The 18923-nt window shown below is 47.5% G+C and carries 14 protein-coding genes; 3 read left to right on the top strand and 11 right to left on the bottom strand.

Annotated features, from left to right (window positions below; all coding sequences use genetic code 11):
* Positions 1–7: 7 nt before the first annotated feature.
* The 7 genes from ilvD to tgt form a co-directional block, all read right to left on the bottom strand.
* The gene (ilvD, locus tag GPK81_RS17270) at positions 8–1681 is read right to left on the bottom strand and encodes a dihydroxy-acid dehydratase (protein WP_021976422.1); all 1674 of its coding nucleotides are present in this window, start codon (positions 1679–1681) and stop codon (positions 8–10) included.
* 58 nt (positions 1682–1739) lie between these two features.
* Positions 1740–2825 carry a 3-isopropylmalate dehydrogenase gene (gene leuB / locus GPK81_RS17265; protein ID WP_021976423.1) on the bottom strand — a complete coding sequence of 362 codons (1086 nt, stop codon included), beginning with the start codon at positions 2823–2825 and terminating at the stop codon, positions 1740–1742.
* A 324-nt stretch (positions 2826–3149) separates the two neighbouring features.
* Positions 3150–3950 carry a TPM domain-containing protein gene (locus GPK81_RS17260; RefSeq protein ID WP_021976424.1) on the bottom strand — a complete coding sequence of 267 codons (801 nt, stop codon included), beginning with the start codon at positions 3948–3950 and terminating at the stop codon, positions 3150–3152.
* 14 nt (positions 3951–3964) lie between these two features.
* Positions 3965–5050 carry a hypothetical protein gene (locus GPK81_RS17255; RefSeq protein WP_215707401.1) on the bottom strand — a complete coding sequence of 362 codons (1086 nt, stop codon included), beginning with the start codon at positions 5048–5050 and terminating at the stop codon, positions 3965–3967.
* 85 nt (positions 5051–5135) lie between these two features.
* Positions 5136–6476, bottom strand: a complete 1341-nt coding sequence (locus tag GPK81_RS17250; protein ID WP_021976426.1) for an SPFH domain-containing protein — start codon at positions 6474–6476, stop codon at positions 5136–5138.
* Positions 6477–7052: 576 nt separating this feature from the next.
* Positions 7053–7367, bottom strand: coding sequence for a preprotein translocase subunit YajC (gene yajC / locus GPK81_RS17245; protein ID WP_015527154.1), 315 nt, complete (start codon positions 7365–7367; stop codon positions 7053–7055).
* Between the two features lie 178 nt (positions 7368–7545).
* Positions 7546–8697 carry a tRNA guanosine(34) transglycosylase Tgt gene (tgt, locus tag GPK81_RS17240; RefSeq protein WP_118071052.1) on the bottom strand — a complete coding sequence of 384 codons (1152 nt, stop codon included), beginning with the start codon at positions 8695–8697 and terminating at the stop codon, positions 7546–7548.
* A 302-nt stretch (positions 8698–8999) separates the two neighbouring features.
* On the opposite strand from tgt, the gene GPK81_RS17235 reads away from it, so the two are divergent.
* Complete coding sequence (locus GPK81_RS17235) at positions 9000–13241, top strand: 2-hydroxyacyl-CoA dehydratase (RefSeq protein ID WP_118071053.1); 4242 nt, start codon at positions 9000–9002, stop codon at positions 13239–13241.
* Positions 13242–13375: 134 nt separating this feature from the next.
* Here the strand turns inward: GPK81_RS17235 and GPK81_RS17230 are convergent, their stop codons facing one another.
* Genes GPK81_RS17230 through GPK81_RS18110 form a run of 3 tightly spaced genes read right to left on the bottom strand, consistent with a single transcriptional unit; the run spans position 13376 to position 14651 of the window.
* Entirely contained in the window at positions 13376–13999 is a 624-nt protein-coding gene (locus GPK81_RS17230) for a manganese catalase family protein (protein WP_015527157.1), read from the bottom strand.
* Positions 14000–14001: 2 nt separating this feature from the next.
* Positions 14002–14280 (bottom strand): spore coat protein CotJB, encoded by a 279-nt coding sequence (locus tag GPK81_RS17225; RefSeq protein ID WP_118062144.1) that lies wholly within the window; start codon positions 14278–14280, stop codon positions 14002–14004.
* Positions 14280–14651, bottom strand: a complete 372-nt coding sequence (locus tag GPK81_RS18110; RefSeq protein WP_021977217.1) for a spore coat associated protein CotJA — start codon at positions 14649–14651, stop codon at positions 14280–14282. Before GPK81_RS18110 ends, GPK81_RS17225 begins: the two co-directional genes overlap by 1 nt.
* A gap of 244 nt (positions 14652–14895) precedes the next feature.
* Between GPK81_RS18110 and trkA the strand changes: the two genes are divergently transcribed.
* Positions 14896–16254 (top strand): Trk system potassium transporter TrkA, encoded by a 1359-nt coding sequence (gene trkA / locus GPK81_RS17215; protein WP_215707400.1) that lies wholly within the window; start codon positions 14896–14898, stop codon positions 16252–16254.
* Between the two features lie 12 nt (positions 16255–16266).
* A complete protein-coding gene (locus GPK81_RS17210; protein WP_021977220.1) occupies positions 16267–17706 on the top strand; it encodes a TrkH family potassium uptake protein in 1440 nt (479 codons plus the stop codon).
* 293 nt (positions 17707–17999) lie between these two features.
* Here the strand turns inward: GPK81_RS17210 and GPK81_RS17205 are convergent, their stop codons facing one another.
* Positions 18000–18923, bottom strand: coding sequence for a radical SAM protein (locus tag GPK81_RS17205; protein WP_021977221.1), 924 nt, complete (start codon positions 18921–18923; stop codon positions 18000–18002).

The raw sequence follows: 18923 nt of genomic DNA, 5'->3' as shown, positions 1-18923 counted from the left end.
TTCCTCCTTATTTTGCTTTCGGTACTTCCAGGATCGCACCACGGTTTCCGGATGTTACCATGGAAGCATATCTTGCCAGATATCCGGTTGTTACCTTCGGCTCTCTTGGCTGCCATTTTTCTCTTCTTGCCTGCATCTCTTCGTCAGAAACTTTGATCTCCAGTTTCAGTTCCGGAATATTGATGCTGATGATATCGCCTTCCTCAACCAGTGCGATCGGGCCGCCTACGGCTGCCTCCGGTGATACGTGTCCGATAGCAGCTCCTCTGGATGCGCCGCTGAAACGTCCGTCTGTGATCAGGGCTACGGAAGAACCAAGTCCCATTCCCACGATTGCGGATGTCGGGTTCAGCATCTCTCTCATTCCAGGACCACCTTTTGGTCCCTCGTAACGGATAACAACTACATCACCCTCTACGATCTTGCCGCTCTTGATTGCCACAATCGCGTCATCCTCGCTGTCAAATACACGTGCAGGACCTTCATGTACCAGCATTTCCGGTACAACTGCGGAACGTTTTACAACGCCGCCGTCCGGTGCAAGGTTTCCTTTCAGTACGGCAAGTCCGCCTGTCTTTGTATACGGATTGTCGATCGGGCGGATAACTTCCGGATTCAGATTTACACAATCTTTGATATTTTCCCCAACTGTTTTTCCTGTTACTGTCATACACTCTGTATGAAGAAGTCCGATCTTGTTCAGCTCATTCATAACCGCATAAACACCGCCGGCCTCGTTGAGGTCTTCCATGTAAGTCGGGCCTGCCGGTGCAAGGTGGCAGAGGTTCGGAGTCTTCTCACTGATCTCATTTGCAAAACTGATGTCAAAGTCCATTCCGATCTCATGTGCGATAGCCGGAAGATGAAGCATACTGTTTGTGGAGCATCCAAGTGCCATATCTACGGTAAGAGCATTTAAAACTGCCTCTTTTGTCATGATGTCTCTTGGGCGGATGTTCCTTTTGTACATTTCCATTACCTGCATTCCTGCATGTTTTGCAAGACGGATACGCTCGGAGTATACGGCCGGGATGGTACCATTTCCCTTAAGTCCCATTCCAAGAACCTCTGTCAGACAGTTCATGCTGTTTGCAGTGTACATACCGGAACATGATCCACAGGTCGGACAGGTTTTGTTCTCGAATTCTGCCAGGTCATCTGCTGTGATCGTTCCTGCTGCATAGGAACCTACTGCCTCAAACATGCTGGAAAGACTTGTTTTGTGTCCTTTTACATGACCGGCAAGCATCGGGCCTCCGCTTACAAATACAGTCGGAACATTGATTCTTGCTGCTGCCATCAGAAGGCCAGGTACGTTCTTATCACAGTTGGGTACCATAACCAGAGCATCAAACTGATGAGCCATTGCCATAGCCTCTGTGGAATCTGCGATCAGGTCACGGGTTACCAGGGAATATTTCATTCCAACGTGTCCCATTGCAATTCCGTCACATACTGCGATCGCCGGGAATACAACCGGTGTTCCACCAGCCATTGCAACGCCAAGTTTTACGGCGTTTACGATCTTGTCAAGGTTCATATGTCCCGGTACGATCTCGTTGTAAGAGCTTACGATTCCTACCAGTGGTTTGTCCATTTCTTCTTTTGTCATTCCAAGGGCATTGAACAGGGAACGGTGTGGTGCCTGCTGTGTGCCTTTTCTTACGGTATCACTTCTCATTTTTTAAGGTTCTCCTTTTTATTCTTTACGATATGGTTCTATATCTCTTCAAATTTATTTATGCGATGGCATCTGCGATCAGATCGCCCATCTCTTTAGTTCCCACAAGTTTGCAGCCCTCAGACATGATATCTCCGGTTCTGTAACCAGCTGTCAGAACTTTCTGTACTGCTGTTTCCACAGCATCTGCCTCTTTGTCAAGATCCAGAGAATATCTCAGCATCATGGCTGCAGAAAGGATAGTTGCGATCGGGTTTGCCTTGTTCTGACCTGCGATATCCGGTGCGGAACCGTGGCTCGGCTCATAGAGGCCAAGTTTTGTCTCATTTAAGCTTGCGGAAGAAAGCATTCCGATGGAACCGGTTACCATACTTGCCTCATCAGAGAGGATATCTCCGAACATGTTCTCTGTAAGGATGACATCAAACTGTTTCGGATCACGTACCAGCTGCATTGCACAGTTATCAACCAGCATATGCTCCAGTGTTACATCCGGATAGTCTTTTGCAACATCTTCCACAACGCTTCTCCAGAGTCTGGAAGAATCCAGAACGTTTGCCTTATCTACACTTGTAACTTTATTTCTTCTCTTACGTGCGATCTCAAATGCCTTGATGGCAATACGGCGGATCTCATTCTCATTATAGGAAAGAGTATCTACGGCTGTGCGGACTCCGTTCTCCTCGGTAGTCTTTCTGGCTCCGAAGTAAAGACCTCCTGTCAGCTCTCTTACGATAATCATGTCAAAACCATCTCCGATGATCTCATCACGAAGCGGGCATGCATCACGAAGCTCATTGTAAAGATATGCAGGACGAAGGTTTGCAAAAAGGTTCAGCGCTTTACGGATTGCAAGAAGTCCTGCCTCCGGACGTTTAGACGGCTCCAGTTTGTACCACGGGGATGTCTTGGCATCGCCGCCGATGGACCCCATCAGTACGGCGTCAGAAGCTTTTGCCTGAGCAATGGCTTCCTCTGTAAGAGGTACTCCGTGAGCATCAATGGATGCACCTCCTAAAAGAACTTCTGTGTATGAAAATTTATGGCTGTATTTCTCGCATACTCTGTCTAAAACTTTTTTGGCCTCGGCAACAATCTCCGGGCCGATTCCGTCTCCCGGAATCAGGGCAATTTTGTACTCCATTTTATCTACTCCTCCGATTTCCCCTGTGCTGTAAAATTTTAACGCACTGGTGTGGATAATTGTTATTATCATAACGCACTTTTCGACGGATTTCAACCTATTAAATAGATAAAGTTATCTCCAGGATATAAAAAGAGCTCCTGTGTCTTTGATTTTCTTCCTGACTCCTGGTACTTTGGCTCCCTGCTTTCTGCCCGTTACCGCCACGCTCCCGCCCGAAAAGTATCTTATGCCACAGGATGTTCCACTATGGCAAAAGCTGCCTTCCCGTTTCCGGTACAGCAGCCTTTTCTTTTTCCTGTATTCTGTTTTTCAAAAAATCTCTCAGAATTTTCCACTGGAGCCGCCAAAAGTATCCCCCGAGGAAGACGTATGTGTACTGGAGCCCCCGCCACTGTCCTCATTTTTCGGTTTTGCGGATTTTGACACCGTACTGTAAAGATAATACTCGTTACTTCTGGTTACCTTCATACTGCCCTGACGTACATAGGAAGCAGCCTGATCCTGTTTTCGCACAGTTTTCAGTTTCCTCCTCATATTTCCGGTTATAAGCACGCCTGCCACAAGTCCCACTGCAAGAGCAATCAGCAGATTTGCCCCCACATCAAAAGGCTCCTTTGGAAGATTTCCCACATCATATGGCTCTGCCTCATCCGCCTGCATGATAAAGTCATCGCATTCCATGGCAAACATCTGAAACGCTTCGTTATAATCCCCATCACTTAAATAAGGCTTCACCTGCTCCATGATATATTCCTGTCCGGCATCGGTAAACGCTTCAATAGCATAACCATGTGTTGCAATAGCCCAGTTACGGTCACCCATATCCACCAGGAACAAAATACCGTCACCATCTTCTCCCTGTCCATATCCATGATCAATAAAATAATCATCTGCATAAGCCTGCGCCGTTTTTCCTTCCAGACTATTGGTGGTAACAATGATAACATCTACCTGTTCCCGCTCACTGATCTCATCCAGTGTATTGCAAAGGCTCTCCTTTTGATCTGTATCCAGAAGTCCCGCCTGATCCGCAAGCCGGCTTTCTGTTTCCGCCCATACCGGAAAGGCACATGCCAGGCATAAAAGGATCACTGTCAGAAATACGGATATTCTCTTTTTCATGGCATTCACCTCCCCTACAAAGCCCAGATCAGATACAGGATAATATAGGCGATCACGCCAACGATCCCCGTCGTTCCTAGGAACCATCTCGCAAAAGCACTCTTATCTGTGGGCAGATTCCCCACAAATTTCCCAGTCTGGCCATTCATGGCAAATATGTAATTATCGCCTTTCCATTTCGTCTGCAGGATCCATACCGGATACAGTGCATACTTCGTAGTTCCGTTATGAAGCCGGATGCTGGTATTCTCCGGAACCACACTGGAATAGCCTCTGACCGTATCCCGGAATGCATCTTCCGTACTGTGACGGATACGCTCATTGGCACGTCCCTCGCACTCTTCCGCCGTCACATCATACTTATCCGCAAAATATCCCGCCAGATATGCAGTCTGGAAATCCACCGCCTCTTTAAAATCAAAAGGCTCTATGGACTCCATCAGATCATTTTCCATACTGGCCGAACCATCCACAGGTACATGATCAAATCCCAGAGAACCACTTCTGTGTACTGCATAATAACTGGTTTCCGTATAATCATAATCATTATCACTCCAGAAACGGGTCTTCGTAGCTTTATAGCGGATATCCGCACTGGCATCCGTATCATAAAGCCAGAACGGAACGTAGATCCCCTTCACCTCACTGATATGATTCTCCGACTTAAACGCTTTCGGGAGAAGGCGCTTGCCTGACAAATGCTTCTTCAGCTTCTCCTTTGCAGCCTTTTTATCCAGCTTAAACGGAATCACGTAATCTGGTTTCAGTGCACCGGACAGCTGTCCGGTCATTACCACCGGGCTGCCGCAAAACGGGCAGGCTGTCGCTGCCGTATTGGCATCACCCACGATCTCACCGCCACAGGACTTACACGTATAAGTACGTAATCCCTCACGCTCTCCATCCTGCCACTCACTGCCAGCCTCATCCGACCAGTTCATATCCTCCGGCTGTTCTTCTTCTACAGCCTTAGCATGCTCCGATAATGTCTTAACATCAAACTCCGTATCACAGAACGGACACTTCATCTTCTGTGCAGAACTGTCAAACTCTATGGAGCCACCACAGCACGGGCACTTAAACTCCTGCATCTTCGCCATATATCCACCTCAATTCATCCTTCTGTATCCATCGACCGGCAGGAGTTATCCTGTGAATTTCTCCTGACCTTCTCCATTTTGTGATTTATACAGCATCCTCCGGTCCGAACGGATCCCCGCACTCCGGGCAGAACTTCGGTGGATTCTCCGGATCAGCCGGTTCCCATCCACACCTGCTGCAACGATACCTCAACTTCTTCTCCGGCCTCTTCGCTCCACAGTTCGTACAAAACTTCCCTTTATTCACTGTACCGCAGGAACAAGTCCAGCTGTCCTCCACCGGACGCGGTGCCCCACACTCCGGACAGAACTTACCCGTAGAAACCGCACCACAACTGCAAGTCCAGGAATCTCCGCCTGCTGCCGGCCGGATCTTTGGCTGAGTCTGTACGTTGTTCTGCGCTGCCTGTGCCTCACGCTTCTGTCCCATTTCAAAAAGCTGCTGAGCATTCAGGCCCCCTGCGCTGGCAGCCATCCCCATGCCCATAAAACCAGTCATAGCCCCGGCGGAATTGGAAGCCGCAGCCTTCATGGCATCCGCCTGAGCACCAGTCAGTGTGGCTGCAGCCATCGAAGGATCACGCATCATAGCCGTGCGCTGGGCCTGCTTGATCATCTCGGCGTCCTCATCCGGAAGTGTAACCGAGCCCAGCGCAACACTTACGACTTTTAAGCCCCGAAGCTCTGCCCACTTCGCTGAAAGAACCTCATTCATGGCATTCTCAAGCTCCGTGTTGTGGGTCACGATCTGATTCGGACGAAGCTCCATCTCAGAAAGACGGCCAAAAGCCGGCTGCAGTGCGCTGACAAACTCCGTTTTCAGCTGTCCATCCAGCTCCTCTCTCGTGTATTCCCGCTCTACATTCCCACACACATTGGTATAAAAAAGAAGCGGGTCCGCGATCCGATAGGAATATACTCCATGACAGCGCACTGCAACATCAATATCAAGTCCGATCCTGGAATCTACCACACGGAACGGGATCGGAGTAGCCGTGCCAAATTTGTTATCCACAAGCTCCTTGGTATTAAAATAATATACCCTCTGATCCTTACCCGTATCACCACCGAACACAAAACGCTTACCGATGGTCTGGAAAGTCCTGCGGATACCTTCCCCAAGACTTCCCGCAAAAATACTCGGCTCTGTGGAAGCATCATAAGTATACTCACCTGGATCTGCACAGATATCCACAACTTTCCCCTGCTCCACGATCATCATACACTGACCATCTGCAACTGCAATCCCACTTCCGCTGGTAATGATATTGTCGCTGCCTCTCTTATTGGAAGACCTGGATGATGTACGCTTCGTACCCTTCACCACCATCACTTCTTTATCCATAGCCTCACAGTAAAAAAACTCCTTCCACTGATCCGCCATCGTACCCCCTGCTGCGCCAACAGCCGCTCTGATAAGACCCATAAACCCGACCCCTTTCTGAAAATTCATTCTTATTTGTAATTTTATAATATTCTGCAGTAACCGTCACTCTCATTTCTGATAGTAATACCATTATTGCATGAATTACATCAAAAATCCACTTATTTCTATACAATATTACATTTGTCACATCCCAAATTAAAGCTGACAGCACCGCGCCTCAGCCACACTCCAATCCCAATCTAACAACACAACCTCACATCCAACCTCAGGCTGACAGCGCAGCGCCTCAGCCGTCCCTTGATCACCCTCACGCTGCCGAAAGTCAGCCGGGGAAGGGGATGCTGGCTGGCTCTGCTTCTGCAGGAGGGGAGCTGGTACTTGGGCGGCGGGAATCTGCGTTGTTTTTCAAAAGTCCGCTGTCTGAGCGGCGTCACGCCGCGAGTTCGGACTTTTGGAAAACGGTTTTAGCAGAATCCCGGCGCCCTAGAACCAGCCCCCGACGAAGCCGCAGACCAGACAGCATCCCCTTCCCCGGCGTCCCTTCTGCACAAAAAAAGACACCACGTCAAAAAAACGCAGTGCCTTCCCATATTCACGTTATTGCCAAAAAAGTCATCAAGCAGAAGCCTGATCAGCCTTCTCAACCTCAGCAATCGCCTGCTTCCTCATAGGAATACGGCAATTCTTATTATTACCAAACTCAACAATAACATCTTCCTCAGTCATATCAATAACAACACCATAAAAACCACTGGTAGTAACAACACTGTCACCAACCTCCATGCTGTTCAACATAGTCTGAGTTCTCTTCTGCTCCTTCTTCTGCGGACGGATCATCATAAAATACATAATTCCAAACAGAACTACGATCCAGACAATACCAAGACCCGCGCTAAGTCCGCCAGCTGCTGCTGTAGATGATGCGATCATTCCAAATTCCTCCTGCTAAAATCAATTCTTCTTATGCGGTTACCCGCCGTTTCTGACCTATAGCAGCTCCCGCCACTATAAAAAATGTCACTTCGTACTATCATACACAAAAACCAAAAAACCTTCAAGCGTTTTCTTATAAAATCAAAGTAATTTACGCAAATTTTATAAATAAAAACTACCGGTTCCCGTTAATCTTACCTTCCTCAAACCCTTCCAGACGCATCTTCTTATAAGCCGCAAAATTCCCCGCATCCAGAGCATCCCGGATCTCTTCCATCATATGATTGTAGAAATAAAGATTATGCAGCACACAAAGCCTCATACCAAGCATCTCCTTCGCTTTCAGAAGATGACGGATATATGCCCTGCTGTAATGACGGCAGGTCGGACACTGGCATTCCTCATCGATCGGTTTGGAATCCAGTTCATATTTCGCATTAAAAAGATTCATCTTGCCATGGTTGGTATACACATGGCCATGACGACCGTTGCGGCTCGGATATACACAGTCAAAGAAATCAATACCTCGCTCAACACCCTCCAGAATGTTTGCCGGAGTACCAACCCCCATCAGATACGTCGGCTTGTTCTGCGGCAGATGCGGAACTACCTCATCCAGGATCCGGTACATCTCCTCATGGCTCTCACCAACTGCCAGGCCACCAACCGCATAACCATCCAGATCCATCTCTGCGATCGCCTGTGCATGCTCAATACGGATATCCTCATAAACAGCACCCTGGTTGATACCAAAAAGAAGCTGATCCTTGTTGATGGTATCCGGAAGGCTGTTCAGACGTGCCATCTCATCCTTACATCTCTTAAGCCAGCGGGTAGTACGCGCTACAGATTTCTGCACATAATCCCTCTCCGCCACACTGCTCGGACATTCATCAAAGGCCATTGCAATGGTAGAAGCCAGATTTGACTGGATCTGCATGCTCTGCTCCGGTCCCATAAAAATCTTATGACCATCGATATGAGAGTTAAAATACACGCCCTCTTCCTTGATCTTACGAAGCTTCGCCAGCGAAAACACCTGGAATCCGCCGGAATCGGTAAGGATTGGTCTGTCCCAGTTCATAAATTCATGAAGACCTCCCAGTTGCTTTACCACCTTGTCGCCAGGGCGCACATGAAGATGATAGGTATTGGACAGCTCTACCTGTGTACCGATCTCATGAAGATCCACAGTGGAAACTGCACCTTTAATTGCTGCAATTGTTCCTACATTCATAAAAACAGGAGTCTGGATCGTTCCGTGGACCGTCTTAAACTCGCCCCTTTTCGCTCTTCCTTCTGTTGTGATCAGTTTATATTCTGCCATTTCATTTCCCTTCTAAAAATATTTTAAAGTTGTCTCTGCCCGGCATCTGCGTCGCAGATACAGCCATAACCAGCTGCCGATGCAGATATCTTTCAAAACTTTTAGTCAATATCATAACACATTTTTTTCTTTCCTGCTACTGATTGTTAAACTTTTACATTGCCATTTTTTAAACGATATCGTATAATATAGGATATTCGCTTAAAAATCCTTTATAATAAGAAGAAACAACTCCCATCTGACAGAAATGTCAGAGTCGGGCAACCCCTGTATAGATACAACGAGGAGGAAATCAATTTTTTATGAAGAAACACACACTTGGAATTGACATTGGTTCCACCACTGTTAAGATTGCGATCTTAGACGAAAACGATACACTTGTCTTCTCCGACTATGAGAGACATTTTGCAAATATCCAGGAAACCCTTGCAGATCTTCTTCAGAAAGCTGAGGATCAGCTTGGTGAACTGACACTCTGTCCGGTCATTACAGGTTCCGGCGGACTGACACTTGCCAATCATCTGGAAGTACCTTTTGTACAGGAGGTTATCGCCGTATCCACTTCCCTGCAGAAGCTGGCACCAAAGACGGATGTTGCTATCGAGCTTGGAGGCGAGGATGCCAAGATCATCTATTTCGAAAACGGAAATGTAGAGCAGCGTATGAATGGTATCTGTGCCGGCGGTACCGGTTCCTTCATTGACCAGATGGCATCTCTTCTCCAGACCGATGCACCGGGCCTCAATGAATACGCCAAACATTACAAGGCACTTTATCCCATTGCGGCACGCTGCGGTGTTTTCGCAAAGACAGATATCCAGCCGCTGATCAACGACGGAGCAACCAAGGAAGACCTTTCCGCTTCCATTTTCCAGGCAGTTGTCAACCAGACCATCTCCGGTCTTGCCTGCGGTAAACCGATCCGCGGACACGTTGCATTCCTGGGCGGCCCGCTTCACTTCCTTTCCGAACTGAAGACCGCTTTTATCCGCACCCTGAAGCTGGATGACGAACACATTATCGCGCCGGACAATTCCCATCTGTTCGCAGCCATCGGCTCCGCCCTCAACGCGAAGCAAGACGTAACCGTATCTCTGGTTGAACTGAAGGAACGCATGCGTACCACCATCAAACTGGACTTTGAGGTAGAACGTATGGAGCCGCTTTTTGCCACAGAGGAGGACTATCAGGCCTTCCATGACCGCCAGAGCGCCTACAAGGTAAAAACAGGCGACCTTTCTACATATAAGGGAAAATGTTTCCTGGGAATCGACGCCGGTTCCACCACCACCAAAACTGCACTGGTAGGCGAAGACGGAACACTTCTGTACTCATTCTACAGCAATAATAACGGAAATCCGCTGAAGACCACCATCGGTTCCATCCAGGAGATCTATGAACTCCTTCCGGAAGACGCCGAGATTGCCTTTTCCTGCTCCACCGGTTACGGCGAGGCCCTGATCAAAGCGGCTCTTCTTCTTGATGAAGGTGAGGTTGAGACTGTTTCCCATTACTATGCAGCTGCTTTCTTTGATCCGGAAGTAGACTGCATCCTGGATATCGGCGGTCAGGATATGAAATGCATCAAGATCCGTAACCAGACGGTAGACAGTGTACAGCTTAACGAGGCATGTTCCTCCGGTTGTGGTTCCTTTATCGAGACTTTCGCAAAATCCCTGAACTACACCGTACAGGACTTTGCAAAAGCAGCTCTTTTTGCAAAACATCCTATTGATCTTGGAACACGCTGTACTGTATTTATGAACTCCAAGGTTAAGCAGGCACAGAAAGAAGGCGCCGAAGTTTCCGATATCTCCGCTGGTCTTGCCTACTCCGTTATCAAAAACGCCCTCTACAAAGTTATCAAGGTTTCCGATGCTTCCGAGCTTGGCAAACACATCGTTGTACAGGGTGGTACCTTCTACAATGACGCGGTTCTCCGCAGTTTTGAGAAAATTGCCAACTGTCAGGCTATCCGCCCGGATATCGCCGGAATCATGGGTGCCTTCGGTGCCGCTCTGATCGCAAGGGAACGCTATCAGGAGGGTGAAAAAACTTCCATGCTTTCCATTGATCAGATCAACAGCCTGCAGTACACCACCTCCATGGCGAACTGCCGCGGATGTACCAACAACTGCCGTCTGACCATCAACAAATTCTCCGGCGGCCGCAAATATATCAGTGGAAACCGCTGTGAGCGCGGACTTGGAAAAGAAAAGAACAAGGATCATATCCCGAACCTTTTCGACTATAAATATAAGAGAATTTTTTCCTACGAGCCACTTTCCGCAGACAAGGCATCCCGTGGACAGGTCGGTATCCCTCGTGTTCTGAACATGTTTGAGAATTACCCGTTCTGGTATACTTTCTTTACCGAACTGAAATACCAGGTGGTGCTTTCTCCGACTTCCACACGTAAGATCTATGAGCTGGGTATCGAGTCCATCCCAAGTGAGTCCGAATGCTATCCTGCAAAACTTGCTCACGGACATGTCACATGGCTGATCCGTAACGGTGTGAAGTTTATCTTCTATCCGTGCATCCCTTACGAGCGCAACGAGTTCCCGGATGCAGTCAACCATTATAACTGCCCGATCGTTACTTCCTATGCGGAAAACATCAAGAACAATGTGGACGAACTTAACGATCCGTCCATCACTTTCCGCAACCCGTTCCTGGCATTTACTTCCGAGGAGATCCTTACAAACCGCCTTGTGGAAGAATTCCAGGATATACCTGCCGCCGAGGTCAAAGCTGCTGCCCACAAGGCTTGGGAAGAACTTGCAGCCGTACATACGGATATCCAGAAAAAGGGTGAAGAAACCCTGCAGTACCTGAAAGAAACCGGACGCCGCGGAATCGTTCTTGCAGGCCGTCCATACCATATTGACCCGGAAATCCACCACGGTATCCCGGATATGATCAACAGCTACGGAATCGCCGTATTTACCGAAGACTCCGTTGCACACCTTGGACATCTGGAGCGTCCCATCCGTGTCAACGACCAGTGGATGTATCACTCCCGTCTCTACTCTGCCGCAAATTTTGTAAAAACAAGAGAGGATCTGGATCTGATCCAGCTGAATTCCTTCGGATGCGGACTTGATGCCGTTACCACCGATGAGGTTTATGAGATCCTGGATGGAAGTGACAAGATCTACACCTGCCTGAAAATCGATGAGGTCAACAACCTGGGTGCGGCAAGGATCCGTATCCGTTCCCTGATCGCTGCTATCCGTGCAAAACAGGCACAGAATAAAAAAAGGAACATCAATCCGGCTTCCATTGAGAAGATATCCTTTACCAAGCAGATGCGTAAGGAGTACACCATTCTCTGCCCGCAGATGTCTCCATTCCACTTCGGAATCTTTGAGGCTGCTTTTAAAGCATCCGGCTATAACCTGGAAGTCCTCCCCAACGACAACAAGCATGCTGTTGATGTGGGCCTTAAATATGTAAACAACGATGCCTGCTATCCGTCCCTGATGGTTGTGGGACAGATCATGGATGCTCTTCTTTCCGGCAAATATGACCTGAACAAAACTGCAGTCATCATGTCTCAGACAGGCGGCGGCTGCCGTGCCTCCAACTATATCGCATTCATCCGCCGTGCTCTGAAAAAAGCCGGCATGGAACAGATTCCGGTTATCTCCCTCAACTTAAGCGGACTGGAAAGCAACCCTGGCTTTAAGCTGACACTGCCGCTGATCAGGCGTATCGTTTACGGTGCCGTATTCGGTGATATCCTGATGAAATGCGTATATCGCATGCGTCCTTACGAGCTGGAAAAGGGTATCGTAAACCGCAAGCACAAAATCTGGGAGCAGCGCGTCATTGCCTTCGTAACAGGCAGCAGCGTCAGCCATGGTACCTTCAAAAAAATGTGCCGTGAGATGGTCCATGATTTTGATACGATCCCGATCTCCGATGAGAAAAAGCCTCGCGTTGGTATCGTAGGTGAGATCCTTGTCAAGTTCCTGCCTGCTGCCAACAACCACCTGGCAGATCTTCTAGAGGCAGAAGGGGCAGAACCGGTTGTTCCGGATCTTATTGACTTTATCTGCTACTGCTTCTACAACCAGAATTTCAAGGTTGAAAAGCTTGGATTCAAGAAATCCAAGGCAACCATCGCAAATCTTGGTCTCAGAGCCATCGACTGGCTGAGAAAAACAGCAAATGAGGCTCTGGAGCAGAGCCGCCACTTTACACCGGCCGCAGATATCCGTGATCTTGCAAAAATGGCTGCGCCCATCGTTTCTGCCGGAAATCAGACCGGTGAAGGATGGTTCCTGACCGGAGAGATGATGGAACTCATCCACGGCGGTGTCCCGAACATCGTCTGCATCCAGCCTTTTGGATGCCTGCCGAACCACATCGTAGGAAAAGGTGTCATCAAGGAAGTTCGCCGTGAGCATCCGGAAGCCAACATTGTTGCCATCGACTACGATCCAGGTGCCAGTGAAGTAAATCAGCTGAACAGGATCAAGCTTATGCTTTCCACAGCACAGAAGAATCTGCATAAAGACGATAAAAAAGACGCATAACAAGAAATGCAGGTTACAAACATCTTTTTCCCAAAAACAAATTCAAAGCTGCACAGCCGCAGGATCCCTGCCGGCTGTGCAGCTCTTTTTATTTCAGATATGATTCCTGTCAGACAGATTTTTTCTCTGATCCATCACTCTTCACAGGAGGCTTTGCACGGAGCATCAAAGCTCGGGTTAAAGGCATAGAAATTTTTGGCATCCAGCTGCTCCTGCACGGATCTCAGTGCTTCACCGAAACGCTGGAAATGGACTACCTCTCTTGCCCGAAGGAAACGGATGGGATCTGCAACCTCCGGGATATTTTTCACCACCCGGAGGATATTATCGTAGGTGGAGCGTGCCTTCTGTTCTGCTGCCAGATCTTCAAACAGATCCGTGATCGGATCACCCTTACTCTGGAATTCGCAGGCATTAAAGGGCACTCCACCTGCAGCCTGCGGCCAGATTCCCACCGTGTGGTCAATATAATACGGCCCAAGTCCGCTGTTCTCGATTTCTTCCATAGAAAGATCCTTTGTCAGCTGATGGACAATGGTGGATACAATTTCCAAATGAGCTAATTCTTCCGTTCCCACATCATTCAGCACCGCCGCGACCATCCGGTTCGGCGCAGTAAATCTCTGGGAAAGATACCTCATGGAAGCGCCTATTTCGCCATCGGGACCGCCGTACTGGCTAGAGATGAACTGTGCCAGTTTTGCATTGGGCGTTTTGATATTTACAGGATACTGGAGTCTTTTTTCATAATTCCACATAACTATCTGCACCCTCCTTCCTGTTCCCACGGAAACGGCTGCTCCATCCACTGCCAGGAGTTAAGATTGCTGTCGTTTCCGGTATCGATGGTCAACGGACCATAAAGTTTTGCATATTTTTCCAGAAGTTCATTTCTTCTGGCAGAAAGTTCGCTGAAATACTCCAGCGCCCGTTTTTCCCCTGGATGTGTATCCAGGAAAAGAAGAAGATCATCAATAGCAAAACTTACCTGATCAATGGACTGTAACAGTTCTTTTTTTGAAGTACAGTTTCCGGACATCATCTACGGCCTCCTCTCCTGCCGCAGAACGGCTTGCAAAGCTCAGGAAAGATTGTTCCAACCTGAAGCGCTTTTTTCAGCTCAAACGTAGGCGCAAATTCCTGGCATGGCACATAAGCCATTGCCGGAACCAGATGTTTAAGATGCGAATACATCTCCTGGTCAGCGCTGTTTCCGGTTCCCGGCATTTTGCATCCACAGGTTTCCTTCGGCATATTTTTCTTCATGCTGTTGCAATAGTTCCCGTTCTGGTTACCGTGATTTGCCATATCTGAAGATGAACGATCGTTCCTGGCTGCCATTCCGCCATTCATGCCACAGGTATACTGATATGGCCGGCACCCTGAACGATTCATCTGAAATCGATCCATAAGCGAAATCCTTTCATTCATGATCACGCTATATTTTATGACAGTTTTTTAAACTTGTGAAAACAGTAATGTCCACTTTCCTTCACAAATCTCTATCTTTCCATCATTTTTTTCTATAAATACAGGAAAATATTACTGTTTAAAAATCAGATATACAATGCTATAATATCCTTGCCTATCTTTACACGGATGGGCGCTTTTACTTATGATTTGTAGCCCTGACCGGCTATTGAAGGAGGAAATTATGCAGGTAATTATTGTAGGCTGCGGAAAAGTCGGTAGAAATCTTGCAGAGCAGCTTCAGGCAGAGGATATTGATATCACTCTTGTCGACGTTATCGCCGACAAGATCAATGATCTCTGCGAAAATATCGACGCTATGGGAATCGTCGGTAACGGTGCCAGCATCAATACTTTAATGGAGGCAGGTGTTGATACTGCAGATATCCTGATCGCAGTTACCGCTTCTGACGAGCTGAACCTTCTCTGCTGTCTGATCGCGCAGAAGGCCAACCACTGCCAGACTATCGCCCGCGTCCGTAACCCCATTTATGAAAAAGAAATCGGCTTCATCAAAGAACGTCTTGGTGTTACCATGATCATTAATCCGGAGCTTGCCGCTGCCCAGGAAATTTCACGGCTTCTCCGTTTTCCATCTGCGATCAAGATTGACACCTTTGCTCGTGGCCGTGTAGAACTTCTCAAGTTTAAAGTTCTCCCGGAATTCAAGCTGGACGGAATGAGCGTTTCCCAGATCTCAGATGCTTTCCGAAGTGATATTCTGGTCTGCGCGATCGAGAGCCGTGACAATGTATCCATTCCTGGTGGTGATCACATTATACACGACGGAGATATGGTTTCCATTCTGGCCTCTCCGCTTAATGCAGCGGCATTTTTCCGTAAGATCGGTCTCAAGACCAATCAGGTCAAAAACTGTATCATTGTAGGTGGTGGAACCATTTCCTACTATCTTGCACACGCACTTCTTGATATGAAGATCGGTGTCAAGATCATCGAGCAGAACAAAAATCGCTGCGAGCACTTAAGCGAACTGCTTCCGGATGCGACTATCATCAATGGTGACGGAACAAACCGTTCTCTTCTTCTCGAAGAAGGACTTTCCGAGTCCGAATCCTTTGTCACACTGACGAATCTGGATGAGGAGAATGTATTTCTTGCCCTCTTTGCCAAAAGCATCTCCGATGCCAAGCTGGTTGCTAAGGTCAACCGTCTGGAATTTGATGATGTCATCGACTCCCTGGATATCGGAAGTGTCATCTACCCGAAAAATATCACTGCTGATTATATCCTGCAGTATGTCCGCGCCACTCAGAACAGCATCGGCAGCAATGTAGAAACTCTTTATCATATTCTGGATGGCAATGCAGAAGCACTGGAATTTGCGATCCGTGAGGAATCTGCCGTAACTTATATCCCTCTTGCAGAGCTGAATCTCCGCAAGAATCTTCTGGTGGGATGCCTGAACCGCAACGGCCGCATCCGCATTCCCCGTGGTCAGGATATGATCCAGGTGGGAGATACCGTGATCATCGTAACCACTCACAAGGGGCTTCGCGACATCACAGATATACTTGAAAAATAGAGGTACTGCCAAATGAATTATTCGATTATTATTTATATCCTGGGATGGATCATGAATGTGGAGGCTGTCTGTATGCTGGTTCCCGGCATCACTGCCCTTATCTACCGCGAAAAATCCGGTATTGCCTTCCTGATCACAATTCTGGCATGCCTGGCGATCGGTGTTCCACTGGTCAGCCGCAAACCGTCCAAGAAAGCGTTTTACTCCCGTGAAGGCCTTGTGACTACTGCTTTAAGCTGGATCGTCCTCAGTATTGTCGGTGCTGTTCCGTTTGTGCTCAGCGGGGCTATCCCGAATCCCATTGATGCTTTTTTTGAGATTGTTTCCGGTTTCACTACAACCGGTTCCAGTATTCTCTCCGATCCATCACAGATGCCTTACAGCATCAATATCTGGAGATGTTTTTCCCACTGGATCGGTGGTATGGGTGTTCTGGTATTTATCCTGACACTGCTTCCGCTTGCAGGCGGCTATCATATGAACCTTATGAAGGCAGAAAGCCCCGGACCTTCCGTAGGAAAACTCCTTCCAAAAGTTCAGTCAACCGCCAAAGTCCTGTACAAAATTTACATTGCTCTCACAATTGCACTGATCATCTTTCTGTTGCTTGGCGGAATGCCGCTTTATGACAGTCTCTGTGCAGCATTTGGAACTGCCGGAACCGGTGGGTTCGGAATCAAATCCGACAGTATGGGAAGTTACAGCTTATATATTCAGATCGTCATCACTATCTTTATGATCCTGTTTGGCGTTAACTTCAATGTCTATTTTCTTCTTCTCACCAGGAAGTTTTCTCAGGCATTGAAATCTGAAGAGGTCCGCTGCTACTTCTTTGTGATCATCGCTTCTGCCCTGATGATCACATTCAATGTCCGACATCTGTTTGACAATGTGTGGGAAGCACTTCAACAGGCATTTTTCCAGGTTGGTTCTATTATCACCACCACCGGTTATGCCACTACGGATTTTAACCAGTGGCCTGCGGTATCCAGAACGATTCTGGTACTGCTTACCTTCTGTGGTGCCTGTGCTGGCAGTACAGGCGGCGGAATCAAGATTTCCCGTCTTCTGCTTCTTGCAAAATCCGTCCGCAAGGAACTGCATCTTTATCTGCATCCCAATGCGGTAAAAAAGATCAAAATGGACGGAAAAGCGGTATCACACGAAGTAATGCGTGCCACCAATATTTATATGATTGTTTACCTTATGCTGATGGCCGTATCTATTTTTCTCATCAGTTTTGACGAATTTGACCTCGTGACAAACTTCACTGCTGTAGCAACTACACTGAACAATGTAGGCCCCGGTCTTTCCCTGATCGGCCCTACCGGAAACTTCGGGATCTTTTCTCCCCTGTCCAAGCTGGTTCTCTCTTTTGACATGCTTGCCGGACGACTGGAGCTGTTCCCGATTCTGATTCTTTTCCTCCGGGAAACCTGGAAAAAATTCTGATAAAAAATATAACCGGAGAAACATGGGTTTTTCCCATTTCTCCGGTTTTTGTTTCCCGCCGCCCTCGATCGGACATTCGCGGATCTCTTTCACTTTTTACTCATATCCATTTCACTGCAAGCATATTTTGTCATATTTGCGTCATAAATCGCATTTTTTCACATTTATTTCAAATCTTAGTCACACTTTCTTCACATTTTTCCTGTATATTATTAGCCATAGAAGGCGATGAGCTTTCTATAATATTTTTCTTTTTCATACGCGCCGGTACGAAAGTACCGGCCTCCTTCCATTTATGGGGTATTTTTTTTCACCCCTTCATAATCGAATTCCGGAATGAAACTTTCGGAAGCAGTTTCCCCCTCCTGGATAAATCCATTTTGAATTCCCATATCTACCGCAGCATCCAGAACTTTTTCATATTCCCGCTTTGTTACTTTTCTGTTCAGCTCTTTAAACTTTTCAAATTTTCTTACTGGTGTATACTGGTTCATGATGCTGATATAAATATTTTCTCCATAAGTTTCATGAAGGTAGTTCAGAACTTCCCTTGAATTTCTGGTATGTCCCGGCAGGATCAGGTGCCGGACGATCGTTCCCCTTCGGATATAACCATCTGCTCCGAATTCACATGGACCTGTCTGTCTCACCATTTCCGCAACAGCTGCCTTTGCAATATCCGGATAGTCTGCCGCATGAGAATATTTTTCTGCCAGATCTGTTTCCATATACTTCATATCCGGAAGATAAATATCTACATACCCTTCCAGCATTTTCAGTGTTTCAGTCTTTTCGTAACCGCTGGAATTATATACAACCGGAAGATCCATTCCTTCCATACGGGCCTGATCCAGCGCCTGAACAATCTGTGGAACATAATGTGCTCCCGTCACCAGATTGATATTGGCGGCACCTTTTTCTTGCAATTCCAGAAAAATTTCACTTAAACGCTCTACCGTTACCGCCAATCCTCTGCTTCCAATGGCAATATCATGGTTCTGACAGAAGCAGCACCTCAGTCCGCAACCGGAAAAAAACACTGCCCCGGATCCTTTCTTTCCGGAAATACAAGGTTCTTCCCACATATGAAGTGCCGCTCTCGCAAGATAAACCGTTTTATCTTCCCCGCAGAATCCTTTTTTACCGGCATTTCTGTCTACATGACAGTCTCTTGGACAGAGACTGCATGCAGACATGATTTCTTCAGTTTCACTCAT

This window comes from Blautia sp. MCC283 (assembly GCF_018785565.1).
In the GTDB taxonomy this organism is placed as follows: domain Bacteria; phylum Bacillota; class Clostridia; order Lachnospirales; family Lachnospiraceae; genus Blautia_A.
This window is presented reverse-complemented; position numbering and strand designations above follow the sequence as displayed.

Bases quoted from the DNA above. Each gene is read 5' to 3' on its own strand.
- ilvD (WP_021976422.1), bottom strand. From the start codon at position 1,681: ATGAGAAGTGATACCGTAAGAAAAGGCACACAGCAGGCACCACACCGT.
- leuB (WP_021976423.1), bottom strand. From the start codon at position 2,825: ATGGAGTACAAAATTGCCCTGATTCCGGGAGACGGAATCGGCCCGGAG.
- GPK81_RS17260 (WP_021976424.1), bottom strand. From the start codon at position 3,950: ATGAAAAAGAGAATATCCGTATTTCTGACAGTGATCCTTTTATGCCTG.
- GPK81_RS17255 (WP_215707401.1), bottom strand. From the start codon at position 5,050: ATGGCGAAGATGCAGGAGTTTAAGTGCCCGTGCTGTGGTGGCTCCATA.
- GPK81_RS17250 (WP_021976426.1), bottom strand. From the start codon at position 6,476: ATGGGTCTTATCAGAGCGGCTGTTGGCGCAGCAGGGGGTACGATGGCG.
- yajC (WP_015527154.1), bottom strand. From the start codon at position 7,367: ATGATCGCATCATCTACAGCAGCAGCTGGCGGACTTAGCGCGGGTCTT.
- tgt (WP_118071052.1), bottom strand. From the start codon at position 8,697: ATGGCAGAATATAAACTGATCACAACAGAAGGAAGAGCGAAAAGGGGC.
- GPK81_RS17235 (WP_118071053.1), top strand. From the start codon at position 9,000: ATGAAGAAACACACACTTGGAATTGACATTGGTTCCACCACTGTTAAG.
- GPK81_RS17230 (WP_015527157.1), bottom strand. From the start codon at position 13,999: ATGTGGAATTATGAAAAAAGACTCCAGTATCCTGTAAATATCAAAACG.
- GPK81_RS17225 (WP_118062144.1), bottom strand. From the start codon at position 14,280: ATGTCCGGAAACTGTACTTCAAAAAAAGAACTGTTACAGTCCATTGAT.
- GPK81_RS18110 (WP_021977217.1), bottom strand. From the start codon at position 14,651: ATGGATCGATTTCAGATGAATCGTTCAGGGTGCCGGCCATATCAGTAT.
- trkA (WP_215707400.1), top strand. From the start codon at position 14,896: ATGCAGGTAATTATTGTAGGCTGCGGAAAAGTCGGTAGAAATCTTGCA.
- GPK81_RS17210 (WP_021977220.1), top strand. From the start codon at position 16,267: ATGAATTATTCGATTATTATTTATATCCTGGGATGGATCATGAATGTG.
- GPK81_RS17205 (WP_021977221.1), bottom strand. From the start codon at position 18,923: ATGAGTGAAACTGAAGAAATCATGTCTGCATGCAGTCTCTGTCCAAGA.